The sequence below is a fragment of the Staphylococcus sp. GW823-FHT05F06 genome, from assembly GCF_058795495.1.
Map to the genome: position 1 here is coordinate 1 of NZ_JBXAHW010000026.1, position 13,890 is coordinate 13,890.

At 32.9% G+C, this 13,890-nt stretch carries 9 protein-coding genes and 1 tRNA gene; 3 read left to right on the top strand and 7 right to left on the bottom strand.

The window, feature by feature from the left end; genetic code table 11:
- The 6 genes from AC1Q7N_RS11295 to AC1Q7N_RS11320 form a co-directional block, all read right to left on the bottom strand.
- The coding region (locus tag AC1Q7N_RS11295; protein ID WP_492713223.1) for a lectin-like domain-containing protein at window positions 1–2,948 on the bottom strand (2,948 nt) is incomplete at its 3' end.
- Between the two features lie 420 nt (window positions 2,949–3,368).
- Entirely contained in the window at window positions 3,369–4,670 is a 1,302-nt protein-coding gene (locus AC1Q7N_RS11300) for a hypothetical protein (protein WP_049387413.1), read from the bottom strand.
- A gap of 275 nt (window positions 4,671–4,945) precedes the next feature.
- The gene (gene phnE / locus AC1Q7N_RS11305) at window positions 4,946–5,761 is read right to left on the bottom strand and encodes a phosphonate ABC transporter, permease protein PhnE (protein WP_002468469.1); all 816 of its coding nucleotides are present in this window, start codon (window positions 5,759–5,761) and stop codon (window positions 4,946–4,948) included.
- On the bottom strand, window positions 5,758–6,510 hold the full coding sequence (gene phnE / locus AC1Q7N_RS11310) for a phosphonate ABC transporter, permease protein PhnE (protein ID WP_161800868.1): 753 nt from the start codon (window positions 6,508–6,510) through the stop codon (window positions 5,758–5,760). The genes phnE (AC1Q7N_RS11305) and phnE (AC1Q7N_RS11310) overlap by 4 nt, the downstream gene beginning before the upstream one ends.
- Before the next feature lie 49 nt (window positions 6,511–6,559).
- Window positions 6,560–7,333, bottom strand: a complete 774-nt coding sequence (gene phnC, locus AC1Q7N_RS11315; protein WP_002468921.1) for a phosphonate ABC transporter ATP-binding protein — start codon at window positions 7,331–7,333, stop codon at window positions 6,560–6,562.
- A 113-nt stretch (window positions 7,334–7,446) separates the two neighbouring features.
- On the bottom strand, window positions 7,447–8,403 hold the full coding sequence (locus AC1Q7N_RS11320; RefSeq protein ID WP_002489738.1) for a phosphate/phosphite/phosphonate ABC transporter substrate-binding protein: 957 nt from the start codon (window positions 8,401–8,403) through the stop codon (window positions 7,447–7,449).
- A 234-nt stretch (window positions 8,404–8,637) separates the two neighbouring features.
- On the opposite strand from AC1Q7N_RS11320, the gene AC1Q7N_RS11325 reads away from it, so the two are divergent.
- Both AC1Q7N_RS11325 and AC1Q7N_RS11330 read left to right on the top strand, forming a co-directional pair.
- On the top strand, window positions 8,638–10,161 hold the full coding sequence (locus AC1Q7N_RS11325) for a motility-associated ABC transporter substrate-binding family protein (RefSeq protein WP_049387414.1): 1,524 nt from the start codon (window positions 8,638–8,640) through the stop codon (window positions 10,159–10,161).
- A gap of 122 nt (window positions 10,162–10,283) precedes the next feature.
- A complete protein-coding gene (locus AC1Q7N_RS11330; protein WP_492713225.1) occupies window positions 10,284–11,819 on the top strand; it encodes a bifunctional metallophosphatase/5'-nucleotidase in 1,536 nt (511 codons plus the stop codon).
- A 99-nt stretch (window positions 11,820–11,918) separates the two neighbouring features.
- Here the strand turns inward: AC1Q7N_RS11330 and AC1Q7N_RS11335 are convergent, their stop codons facing one another.
- Complete coding sequence (locus AC1Q7N_RS11335) at window positions 11,919–13,094, bottom strand: MFS transporter (protein WP_001832013.1); 1,176 nt, start codon at window positions 13,092–13,094, stop codon at window positions 11,919–11,921.
- Between the two features lie 590 nt (window positions 13,095–13,684).
- Between AC1Q7N_RS11335 and AC1Q7N_RS11340 the strand changes: the two genes are divergently transcribed.
- Window positions 13,685–13,774, top strand: a tRNA-Thr gene (locus AC1Q7N_RS11340).
- Window positions 13,775–13,890: the final 116 nt, after the last annotated feature.

Consider the following 13,890-nt stretch of genomic DNA (forward strand, 5'->3'; position numbering starts at 1 on the left):
GTACTTGCGCTATTGGAGTCACTTACGCTCGTTGATGTTGACGCACTGTCGGATGTCGACGTGCTTGTTGAATCTGAGATGCTTGTGCTTGTCGACTCACTCAATGACGTACTTGCGCTATTGGAATCACTTACGCTCGTTGATGTTGACGCACTGTCTGATGTCGATGTGCTTGTTGAATCTGAAACGCTTGTGCTTGTCGACTCACTTAATGACGTACTTGCGCTATTGGAGTCACTCACACTTGCTGACGTTGACGCACTATCTGAAGTCGACGTACTCGTTGATTCTGATAACTTTTTACTTGTACTTGCTGATTCGCTTGTTTGGGTTGATGCGCTATCAGACATCGACGTACTCGCTGATTCTGATAACTTCTTACTTGTACTTACGGATTCGCTCGCTTGGATTGACGTACTATTCGACGTTGACGCACTTAACGACCCTGAGAGACTCTTACTTGTTGATTCTTTTGTTGATAATGATTGACTCTCTTTTACACTATCACTTAGCGATGTACTATTACTTATACTTGTTGAAACACTATTTACTATGCTAGTGGAAGTAGAGTCACTTGCGCTATTTCTCGTTACTTCATAATTAATTTTAGTCGTAGTTTTATTTCCACTCGCATCCGTTGACTCAATCGTGATTGTATTTGTTCCTATTTGAGTTGGAGTTCCAACAATTGAATTCGTAGATGCATCAAATTTAAGTCCTTGTGGCAATCCAGTTACTGTATGCGTTACCACTTTGCCACTATTATCTGTAGCAGTTATCGTAATTGGATTAATCGGCGTGAAAACTTCTGATGCTTGACTTGGCGTCACATTTACAACAGGGCTGATTGTATCTTGAATCGTTATTGTAAATTGCTTAGATGTTACGTTCCCAGTAGCATCAGTAGTATTAACTGTCACAGTTGTAGTTCCTACTTCACTTGGCGTGCCAGTAATTGTATTTGTCGTTTGATCAAAAGATAACCCTGAAGGTAGACCTGTCACAGTTGTAGTTAATACGTCTTTACTATTGTCAGTTGTAGTAATTGTAATTGGATTAATGGTCTTTCCAACTTCTCTAGTTTGACTATCAACACTAATTTGAGGACCTTGAACATCTTTGAATTTATAAATCACCGTTTGGCTTGAGTTAGTTAATTTAAGTGTAGGTGTACCTGATGTTTCTGAATAATTGGAGTTTTGTAAAGCGTCTGTACTAACATAACTGTAACCTGAATTTTTCAAGTTGTTTAATTGTTTATCTATATTCACAGTCGCATCAACTTCACCTGCAATGGTTTTAGGTGGAATAATATCCTTACCAGTATTTGCATCTACATAGCGTACTTTAGCAACAGCTGATTCTGTATACTCGAATGTTCCAAATTGAACTTGTTGTAAGTTTTTTGCGCCACCAGTTGAGGCAGTCATAGATAGAGAAAACGTCGTACCACCACTGTTTTTAATCCAATCTGTAAGATTTCTCGTAAAAGTTTGTCCAGCGTACGTCACTGTCATCACTTTTGTATCACCATTATAGTCAATGACAAAATCTTGGAATGAATTGTCAGTAGGTTGTACATTTAATTTAGCCGCAGATGATGCCTCAGTGGTAGCCATACCATTTCTATCTGTACTTACGAAGGCACCAAAAGCGCCACCACCAACATTACGTGGGTCTGCTTTTGCTTTAGCATCAGATTTAGGAGTTGATGTGTTATGATACGTATCCAATTTAAAACCAAAGGCATTATTCAAACCACCTATTCCAACGGCAGCCCCTTCTTTACCTATCTGTCCTAAAGGGCCTGGTGAAAATGCAAAGCCAATGCCATCTCCACCTGGTACACCATCAGGAGAATAACCTTCATATCTATTACCAAGGTTAACTTTACCTGTAAAACGGAAGCTACGGTTTGAATCTAATCGAGTGTTTAAAGATATGGCACCCTTTTGACTATATGCGTCTGGCGTTAAGGTAGCAATACCTGTTTTAGGATCATACGTCGCAGATCCAGACAGATTCATATGTTCATTAAAGTTATCTTTGTTCACCACAACAGAATTAGATGTCAGACTTGAAGTTGTTGTCGTGGACGTTGTTGTCGGTGCTGCCATCGTATTCAAAACAGTAAATCTACTAAATGTTCTTAAATTTGCAAAGGAAGTAGGACTCGATTGATTCGAAGTAGATGTTGATGTCAGATTAGATATTTGATTTGTACTAGTACGTGCTTCACTAGTCGCTAATGAATCGGTTGCTTTTGTTTCGATTGACTGGGTTAAATTGGAGCTAATGTTCTTTTCTGAGGATGACGTGTTTGATTGTGTTGACTTAGAGGTTACATTCGAAGACTTATTTTGATCTTGTTGTGCAGTATTATCATTGTTAGTAGTTGTACTCTCTACATGGTCTGTGGAGGCATATGTATTTAACTTAGATGATTGATTTGATGTTTCACTACTTTGTTGACTAATTCCAGCTTTTTCACTGGATTGAGCTGTATTTGTAACTTCTGAAGACATTTGCTTATTTGTACTATTAGAATGGTTAGATTCCAAACTTGTAGAATTGACTGTTTCTTTTTGTGAGTTCTTAATCGTAGTTGAATTTTGATTGGCTACTGTCTCACTATTGGATGAAATTTCAGAGGTGATTGGTGTTTCTGAGGCAGCAAATGCTTGATGATTATTCAACATATTAAATGTAAATGCTCCACCAACTAGGGCTGTTGTTTTAGCTGCACTTTTTTTTAATTTATGACCTTTCGTCTTTTCAGTCACATTTTCTTGTATTTCGTTTTTACTTAAAAATGGTAGCCCCATTGTTTTTAACAATTCTATTTCATTAATACTTGCTTTTACCCAGCTTTTTCCTGACTTGTATATTTTTACCCGTGTTTTTTGTTGCTCAAGACTTTTTTTATAATCCTTTTCTTTCTTTGTCATAATAAACTCCCCATAGTTTTCTTAATTAATCATAGTCTTTTATACTGAAAATATTCATTTTTACAAGTATATAACTATGAACATGTAAAATGCAACTAATACTTCTTAGTTTTAATAAATTACTATACATATAAAGATATTAAACGATTGTGCAAAGAGGAATTGTTAACAAAAGGATTATTTTACTATTAACAAGTGTTTTTTATCTATATTTCAAGTTACTGTTACATTGAATTCAACTAAACTTTATCTACTTATTGAATAATTATATATATAAATTCGAATCAAAATGAATATAATTTACGAAGGAACTTAAAAACTAATTTGTATATTTATGTATGATAACGAATAAAAAACTAACTTTAAATAAAGTTAGTTTTAAAATTAATGATTACTAAATTGCTTTAGACACAATGTTATTTACCATTGTCCGTTGTTGTATTGATACATACCTTCTTTTAAATATATTCCCCAAAATATATAACACAATATACCTAGCCCCACGGAATCAAATAAAATAATATAATCCATATTAACAAAGATAGTGATTAAAAATAATAAAATAGTAATACTCATTGGAAAAGTAACTAAAAGTACCATATGAAGCATGTATATCGTACATAAAGTAAGTCCTATTATTCCAGTAAAGATAATCATACCGAAGATGATATTACTCGTTGCTACATTAAAGTATTGTATTTCTGAACTCGCTTTTATCATTGGTATACCAAAACCGCTTCCTAAAAAAGGATGCTCAGTTAGCGCATAATCAATAGCTTTAATATTCATATCACTCGGCATAAAGACCTCTTGGCTATTCTTCCCTTTTAAGATTAGTTTAATAAAAAGATGATAAATATATGGTTGATTTATTATAGCAATTGTCATTAGTATCATAGCACCAATTATGGGATGTTTAATTCTCTTTTTTATGTGAGATAACGGTAATAGAAGCATTAGACATAAAATAACAGATATGAAAATATGACGAGAGTTTGATAAATAGAGCTCTATCATTCCAATATTTAATAATAATAAATTGAATACATCATAATCTTGTTGTTTGATTATTGTTACCATATATAGAACTAGACCCATAGCAAGAATAACTGCGAATGAATGTGCATCCTTGAAAACACTTCTAAGTGATTCCTCATCAATTAAATATGATTTTGGCGCTATAACTATAAATAAAAAAGTAAAGGCAATCACTAGCGTGATAAATTGATTAATCCAGTTAATGAGATTCTTTATCTTTTTTATTAAACTAACATACATAACAATCAAAATTAGCGGTATAAAGAAGTTAAGCAATTTAAGAATAGATTCTATCGGATCATTAGATACGACTAAACTCATTATGATATAAAGTAGCATAAGAATCATAGTAGACTTGATAAATCTTAATATCATTTCATTTCTTATCCAATGTTTTACATATTTAAATAGAAAAAATACTCCAATTACATAAATCAAGATATATTTCATACTTACTATGTAATGCGCCATCTCTTGTGTATCATAGGGAGTGTATATTTGCGATCTGAGCATATAAAGTATGATTAATTGAACGACACCTAGCGCCCCTCTTTTAAGAAGTAATAAAGATAAAGCGATAGATATCATTAATGTCCATTTATTAGGAATGCTAACTATAAAAATGGATAAGATAATCAACCATTCGATAAATTTACGTTGAGTGATGTTTAAAAATTGTTTCATGATATAAGCCTCAAGTTGTCTAATTCGTGATGTAAGTGTTTGATCAATTTTCAATTACGAACATGTTATTATATTTCTATTATAAATAATTATACGCTATCAAAAAAATATTTTTCTAAATAATTTTATTATATTTTAGAATTATAACATGAATACATTCCTACCGAAAATTAAAATGATGAATATGACGTATGTCTTAAATTAAAATTTTTATTCCAATAAATGAAAACAATTAATGCTTTAGACAACGAACATATTCTTTCACCATAAATGCACTAAACGATACGTTTACGAACCGCGCCAGATATTAAATCAACTAAAGCGACCATCGCAATCAAACCAATTAGAATCATGCCAACTCGGTCCCAAGATCGTGTTTGTAAAGCAAAAATTAATGGTGTACCTATGCCACCTGCGCCGATTAATCCTAAAATGGAGGCCGAACGTAAATTCAATTCAAATCGATACAAAATAAGTGAAATAAACGATGGTAAAATTTGTGGTATTACAGCAAACATTAACGTCTTCATTTTATTTGCTCCACTCGCCTTTAAAGATTCTACAGCGCTAAAATCTAAACTTTCAATATCTTCAACAAAAAGCTTCCCTAACATGCCGACTGAATGAATCCCCAGTGCAAGTACACCTGAAAACGAACCTGGTCCAACAGCTTTAATAAATATTAACGCCATTACAATTTCAGGAAACACACGTATAATGCTTAATATGAATTTACTTATGCCCGTAACCGGTCGTAATTTCATCATATTTTTAGCTCCTAAAAATGCAAAAGGAATACATATAATTGAAGCAATGAACGTGCCAATCACTGCAATAGCAAAAGTTTCCAGCAAACCTCTAAGTAAGTCTTCACCATCAGGTATATATATGTAACTTAAATCTGGATGAAATAGTCCGTAAAAGATAGACTTTAATATTTCAATAGACTTACTTTTAAGTTCAAGACCTGGAATCCCTGCAAACGCCCATATAATTACAGCTGCAACTACAGTGACTATAACCCAATTTTTAATTATTCGCTGACGATGTTTTTTTGATTTTAATTCATATTTACTATCCAACGTATTCATGCTAATTTTTCCCTCACTTTCGAACTCACATAGTCAATAATAACTACAATGATTAGAGTGAACAGGATAATCATTGCTGTCTTTTTATATTGAAACAATCCTAACGTTTGATCGTAGAACAACCCAATACCACCTGCGCCAACAAGACCTAAAACTGCTGATGCCCGAATGTTAATTTCAAAGGCAAATAACACATATGACATAAATGATGAAATTGCTTGAGGAACAACGCCAAATGCAATCCATTTCACTTTATTAGCCCCTACAGCTGTCATAGCTTCCATAGGTCCTGGATCAATTGTTTCTAATGATTCATATAATAATTTACCAATGATACATATTGTTAGAACAAAAAGTGCTAATACACCCGGAATTTGTCCAATACCAAATATGGCTACAAATACGGCAGCTAATAATAAATCAGGTATTGTGCGTACAATATTAAGGACAAAACGTGATGGAATCGCAATCCACTTTGTTTGAACAATATTACTCGCACACAGTAACGCTATAGGAATGGAGACAATACTTCCTAGAAAAGTACCGACAATTGCCATACGAATCGTGTCTAGCATTGGTTGTGTAATATGATCTAGATAACCCCAATCTGGAGGTATCATTTGTTTGAAGAATACGCCAATTTGTGGCAGACCTATCATTAAATCTCCAATGCTAAATCCAGTATAAATAAAACTCCAGATAATCAAACCCGTGATTAAAATAATTGAAAAGCTAGTTTTAAGAGACATCCTTTTATTTAAATAGCGATTATATTTATGCGTTGTTGGTGTCGTCACTTTATTCCACCCCTAATTTTTCATCGTTCTTAATAGAGCGACCGTATATATGATTAAATACTTCGTCATTTGTCTCAGACGCGGGTCCATCATAAACGAGCTCTCCCGCTCTTAAACCAATTATTCTCGATCCGTATTCCTTTGCCAAATCTACAAAGTGTAAATTAATTAAAATAGTAATACCAAGTTCTTCATTGATTTTCTTTAAGTCATCCATCACTTGTTTTGTAGTTAATGGATCTAATGAAGCAACTGGTTCGTCTGCTAATATAATGGTTGGTTCCTGACATAACGCTCTAGCTATTGATATACGTTGTTGTTGACCACCTGACAACTGGTCAGAGCGTTGGTCATATTTATCTAAAATGTTTACACGTTCTAAAGCATCCAATGCCTTGACTTTATCTTCTTTAGGAAAAAGACCAAGTATCATTTTCCAAGTAGGATGGTATCCTACCCTGCCACTCAAAACATTTCTAAGAACTGTTGAACGCTTAACTAAGTTAAAATGTTGAAAAATCATACCTATACTTCGACGCATTTCTAATAATTTTTTACCACGTGCTTTAGTTATTGACTGACCTTCGATAGTAATATCACCTTTGGAAATATCATGTAGCCGATTAACCGATCGTAGTAATGTTGATTTACCTGCTCCAGACAGTCCAACAATAACTGCAAAATCACCTTTTTCTATATTTAAGTTAATATCTTTTAATCCCACATGGCCATTTGGATACACTTTACTAACATCCTTAAATTCGATTTGACTCATCAACAAACACCCTTCTTTTATAAAGAAAAGCTATGAGACTCAAGCCGCAAGAGGTCCACAAACCTTCACGTTTAATCCCTTAGCTTTTCTTTTTATAATTCATTCAATTTATTTTATTTCATATCATGAACAGCTTTTTCATATTGTCTAACGATATCAAAGTCTGAATCTTTAGTATCAACATAACCTTCATGAGAATATACCTCGCTAATGATTTTATGACCTTTTTTAGTTTTAGAAATTTCTTTAAAAGCTTTTTTCAATTTATCTTGGAATTTTTTATCCATATCAGGACGTACTGAAATCGTATCATTAGGAATTGGTTTAGTGAGTTTTAATATTTTAGTATCTTTAAATACATTTGGTTGATCTTTTTTCACAACTGTACGTGCATCATTAAATACAGCTGCTGCATCCACATCTCCATTTAACAATGAAATAACTGCTTGGTCGTGTCCTTTAACATTGACTATTTTCATATCTTTTGTTGCATCAATACCAGCTTCTTTTTTTAATGTTACTAGAGGGAATGTATATCCTGCTGTAGAAGTTACATCTTGTAATGCTATTTTTTTACCTTTTAAATCTTTGAGACTATTAATACCAGAGTCCTTTTTAACAAGGATTTCTGACTTATAATCATCAACTAACTTTTTACTTGGAGACCCATCTTCATTAACGTCGTAACGTTCTGCCTTTAATAATAAATCCGCTGCCTTTTGATCGTGTGCTAATGTATATGCAGTTGGTGGCAAGAAACCAACATCCACTTTCTTAGATTTCATCGCTTCAACTATCGTGTTGTAGTTTGTTGAAACTGATACTTTAACCGGAATCCCTAATTTATCTGACAACAATTTTTCTAACGGTTTTGCCTTAGCTTCGAGTGTATCAGCGTTTTGAGATGGTACAAATTGTACTGTTAATTCTTTAGGTGTATAACTACCTGATTTTGAATCTGATCCACTATCCGAACTTTTATTATTATCCAAAGAACTTGAATTCCCACAGGCTGCTGCAAAAATAACCACCGATAAAACAAGCATCACTAAAAACTTAAGATTTTTCATTCTACCTACTGTCCCCTTTACATCAATATTGGTGTAATATGTATATTTTTGAAACTATATTTATAGATTAGCATATCTTATAAGTGATGGGTATTTAATTTTAATTAAAATTATAATTTTTTTATAATAAATCGTAAGAAATTGTAAAAAAACTGTTAAGCAAGCACAAAACGCTATATTTTTATACTATACTTTTTAAAAATTCCATCTTTTACATAAGGAGTAATCATAGAGATGAAAATATTTAAAACTTTAAGTTCTATACTAGTTACATCTGTTCTTTCTGTGACTGTGATTCCCTCAACATTTGCATCAACAGAATCTACTGCTACAAATCAGACACAACAAACAGTACTTTTTGATAATTCTCATGCTCAAACTGCGGGCGCTGCCGATTGGGTGATTGATGGCGCTTTCTCAGATTATGCAGATTCAATGAGAAAGCAAGGTTACCAAGTTAAAGAACTAGAAGGAGAATCAAACATTTCTGATCAATCTTTACAGCAGGCGCGTGTATTAGTTATTCCTGAAGCTAACAATCCATTTAAAGAAAATGAGCAGAAAGCAATCATTAATTTTGTTAAAAATGGTGGTAGTGTCATTTTCATCTCAGACCACTATAATGCCGATCGTAATTTAAATCGTATTGATTCTTCAGAATCAATGAATGGTTATCGACGTGGCGCATACGAAAATATGACTAAAGATATGAATAATGAAGAAAAGAATTCTAACGTTATGCATAACGTTAAGAGTTCTGATTGGCTCTCACAAAACTTCGGTGTTCGCTTTAGATATAATGCACTTGGAGATATCAATACTCAAAATATCGTTTCAAGCAAAGATAGTTTTGGTATTACTAAAGGGGTACAATCAGTTTCGATGCACGCAGGTTCAACATTAGCAATAACTGATCCTAATAAAGCTAAAGGCATTATTTATATGCCGGAACATTTAACACATAGTCAAAAATGGTCTCACGCAGTTGATCAAGGTATTTACAATGGGGGTGGCATCAACGAAGGACCTTATGTAGCCATTTCAAAAATCGGCAAAGGTAAAGCTGCATTTATTGGCGATAGCTCCCTCGTAGAAGATCGTTCACCTAAATATCTTCGTGAAGATAATGGGAAACCTAAAAAAACGTACGATGGTTTTAAAGAACAAGATAATGGAAAGTTATTAAATAATTTAACAACATGGCTAGGCAAAAAAGAATCTCAATCTTCTATGAAAGACATGGGGATTAAACTTGATAATAAAACACCGCTACTTAACTTTGAGCAACCTGAGAATTCAATTGAACCTCAAAAAGAACCGTGGACTAACCCAATAGAAGGTTACAAATGGTATGATCGTTCAACATTTAAAACAGGTAGTTATGGAAGTAATCAACGGGGTGCTGACGATGGAGTAGATGACAAAAGCTCTTCTCATCAAAATCAAAATGCCAAAGTTGAATTAACTTTACCTCAAAATATCCAACCGCATCATCCATTTCAATTTACAATCAAACTCACGGGATATGAGCCTAATAGCACAATTAGCGATGTAAGAGTTGGACTTTATAAAGATGGAGGTAAGCAAATCGGTAGCTTTTCTTCTAACCGTAACCAATTCAATACTCTCGGCTATAGTCCTGGCCAATCAATTAAAGCAAATGGTGCGGGTGAAGCTTCATTCACACTCACAGCTAAAGTGACAGATGAAATTAAAGATGCTAATATTCGTGTTAAACAAGGGAAAAAATTCTATTAACACAAAAAATGAATGAAAATTTTTAACACCGATAATAACATAGTGTTGAAAAGTGAGACATTGTTTTTAATTTATATATCACAAAACTATGTCTCTTCCCCGTACTTGAGGAGGTTAATTCAATGTCTCAAATTGCGTTCTATATCCTTAGTGATGTTCACGGTTTTATATTCCCAACAGATTTTTCATCAAGAGAAAAAGATTTACCTATGGGTTTGTTAAAAGCTAATCATCTAATCGAACAAGACTGCGTGCACTATGACGGCAGTGTAAAGATCGATAATGGGGACTTCTTACAAGGTTCTCCATTATGTAACTACTTAGTATCTAAATTAAAGAGTAGTCTCCCATTAACATCAATATATAATCGTTTAGGGTTTGATTTTGGAATTGTTGGCAATCATGAATTTAATTATGATTTACCTTATCTAAAACAGACCATCAATCAACTTCATTACCCAGTTTTGTGTGCAAATATAATTGAAAATACACAGCCATTCACTGGCCAAGGTATTCATTATTTTAAAGTAAATGATTTAACTATAGGAACTATTGGATTAACCACTCAGTATATTCCTCACTGGGAACAACCTGATTACATTAAGACACTCACTTTTAACAGTGCTGTCCACATATTAAAATCTGAGTTACCTACACTTAGGGAAAAGAGTGATATTGTAGTAGTAAGTTATCATGGTGGTTTTGAACGTGATTTAGATAGTGGCCTCCCGACTGAGGCGCTTACTGGGGAAAACGAAGGGTATGATATACTAAGTCAGTTTAGCGATAGTATCGATGTGTTGATAACCGGCCATCAACATCGTGATATTGCGACAATCAAGAACCAAACAGCCATCATTCAACCAGGTTCAAAAGGTACAAAAGTTGGAAAAATAGTTATTGAATATACACATGATAAAAAAGTATTAATTAAAGAATGTAACTTAATGAATGTTAATAACAATACCTCCTTTAAGCCGAATGTCGAAGATATCGCTTTACGTAATCAATTGGAAGATTGGCTTGATACTCAAATCGCAGAACTCCCCTACGCTATGAGAATAAACAATTCATTTGAGGCAAGAAAATCACCGCATGCATTTGTTAACCTTCTTAATTATATTTTATTAGAAAAAAGTGGTGCAGATATTGCATGTACAGCACTATTTGATTCCGCAAATGGCTTTGATGAGAAAATAACCATGCGTGATATCATCAATAATTATCCTTTTCCTAATACTTTTAAAGTGATTGAACTTAGTGGAAAAGATATTAAACTTGCAATTGAACGAAGCGCAAGTTATTTTGACATTGTTAATCATAAAATCACAGTTAATAAAGAGTTTCTAGAACCTAAACCTCAGCATTTCAACTATGACATATTTGCAGGTATCCAATATACAATTCATGTTAGTCATCCTTACGGTGAACGTGTTAGTGATTTACTAATTAATGATGCACCAATACAAAGTGATCAAATATATACAATATGCGTAAATAATTATAGAGCTGTTGGTGGCGGGAATTATGATATGTACGTTAACAAACCTGTGATAAAAGATATTCAAATCGAAGGTGCTCAATTGTTAATAGATTACTTATCTCACAATGATTTATCACAAATCCCACAAGTGATTGATTTCAATGTTGTTAAGTAATCCCTAGTTCTATTAAAACATCATTGATGAAAAGTTTGATTGCATAAAGAAAAATCCTTATAGAGGCGTCGCCACACTTCTATAAGGATTTTTTAATAATCATGAATATTCATTAAATGTGATATGTTTCTTTTCATAAAGTTGATTAACAAGATTAAGAAGCATACCCAACACTATAATCCCACCAGATATCAAAGTAATTTGAACGTAAGGTAACCCTATTGATAATAATATAGATCCAATGATTGCACCAAGAAAATTAGCAACATTGAAAATAGAAGCAGCTAACGTACTTGCAAGAAGTGGTGCTTCTTTTGCACTTAAGATAATTTTGCTATTAAGTAACGGTGTTGTACCAAATGTACCAAAACCGAATAAGAAGCAAATGATTAATGCTAATATTGAATTTTGAATAACAGTAACAAATAGTATGATTGTTACAAATAGTAAAAGAAATGTAAGGTATAAATTTTTTGTTAATTTATCTTCCGGTACATTACCAGTAATTAAATTCCCTATCACACCGCCTAGACCAAACATAAATAAACAAACAGTTAAACCTACAATTTTAAATGGAGAAAAATCTCGTATCATTGGCTCCATAAATGTATAAGTAGTAAACACACCAGAGTAACCAAACACAATAATTGCAATCACAATTAAAATGTGTGGATTCTTAAACACTGTTAATTCTTTGCTAATATTTGCTTCTGCACTTAAAGAAACATTTGGAACAAATTTAATCATTCCTAACATAGTAATGATTGCCAACACAATCATGAATCCAAAAACAACTCTCCAATTTGCAAAGCCACCTAAAAATGATCCGAATGGTACACCTAACATTACAGCAATAGTTAAACCTGCCTGAACAAGTGCAATGGCCTGTGTTTTTTTAGCAGGAGGTGCGACTGTCGCAGCAACACTCATACACACACCGAAGAATGGCGCATGCATTGCCGCAGACATGAGTCTTGATAATAACAATACATTAAAATTCGGTGCTAACATTCCCACTAAATTACTTATTATAAAAATCGCAACTAAAATCGGTAACAGACGGTGGGCGTGAACTTTCAATGTTATGATTCGCATTAAAGGCCCTATCAATGCAACACTAATAGCATAAACACTAATTAATAAACCTGCACTCGAAATAGAAACCTTCATATCGTCAGCGATTTGTGTAAGTAATCCTGTCACTACATATTCAGCCATTCCTACTGTAAATGTTCCTATCATAAAAATAATGAACAACATTTTATTATCTTTCATGAGCGTTTCCTCCTTTTCTTAATATCAAAAAATCAATATGAGTGATATATTATAAAAAATTCGTCTCAATGTGAAGAGTAAGTTTTCAAATTTTCATCTTCCTCAAATATTAATCTCATAAGTTTTCATCTTATTTTCATGAAATAATAATAAGACAATTTATGATGACTTGCTATAAAGCATATGTTTAAATATGTCTGATTGAATTGATTTAATTTCGATAAATAAAATTGAATATTCATGAAATAATGTCAATTTTTTGACGAACTCTCTTATAATACGTCTTCATTTCTCTGTTTGATCATAATTAAATGATTTTTTTAATAACTCGACAATAATTATCTTTAAGTTCATTTTAATGTTTGAAGGTAATTTGGTAATCAGAAATTAAAATAGTTACCTAAAAATTAATTGTAGTATGGACAATGTAGTAGTATGTGATTAATTTTGATTGAATGATAATCACAGTCCAAATTGTATATATTTTCTTAGGTCATTTAATGAAGACGCTTTACATGTTTATAATGAAAAACTAACTGTTACTTTACAAAACCTTCGATATATAATATGATATTAATTGTTGAAATTTTGGAGGGATACTCAAGTCTGGTTTAAGAGGCTAATCATTCGTGATTAGTAGGAGCTTTTTGCTCGCGTTGGTTCAAATCCTTCTCCCTCCGCTATATATAAAAGAGCCTGAGGCATTTATTTGTCTCAGGCTCTTTCCTACGATTAGTCAAGTACTTATAATTAAAATAAGCATTACTTAACTAAACCGTTCATTTTAATTTTTTTG

Excerpts from the sequence above, each read along its gene's own strand:
- AC1Q7N_RS11330 (WP_492713225.1), top strand. The coding sequence starts at position 10,284 with ATGTCTCAAATTGCGTTCTATATCCTTAGTGATGTTCACGGTTTTATA.
- AC1Q7N_RS11320 (WP_002489738.1), bottom strand. The coding sequence starts at position 8,403 with ATGAAAAATCTTAAGTTTTTAGTGATGCTTGTTTTATCGGTGGTTATT.
- AC1Q7N_RS11335 (WP_001832013.1), bottom strand. The coding sequence starts at position 13,094 with ATGAAAGATAATAAAATGTTGTTCATTATTTTTATGATAGGAACATTT.
- phnE (WP_002468469.1), bottom strand. The coding sequence starts at position 5,761 with ATGAATACGTTGGATAGTAAATATGAATTAAAATCAAAAAAACATCGT.
- AC1Q7N_RS11325 (WP_049387414.1), top strand. The coding sequence starts at position 8,638 with ATGAAAATATTTAAAACTTTAAGTTCTATACTAGTTACATCTGTTCTT.
- phnC (WP_002468921.1), bottom strand. The coding sequence starts at position 7,333 with ATGAGTCAAATCGAATTTAAGGATGTTAGTAAAGTGTATCCAAATGGC.
- AC1Q7N_RS11300 (WP_049387413.1), bottom strand. The coding sequence starts at position 4,670 with ATGAAACAATTTTTAAACATCACTCAACGTAAATTTATCGAATGGTTG.
- phnE (WP_161800868.1), bottom strand. The coding sequence starts at position 6,510 with ATGTCTCTTAAAACTAGCTTTTCAATTATTTTAATCACGGGTTTGATT.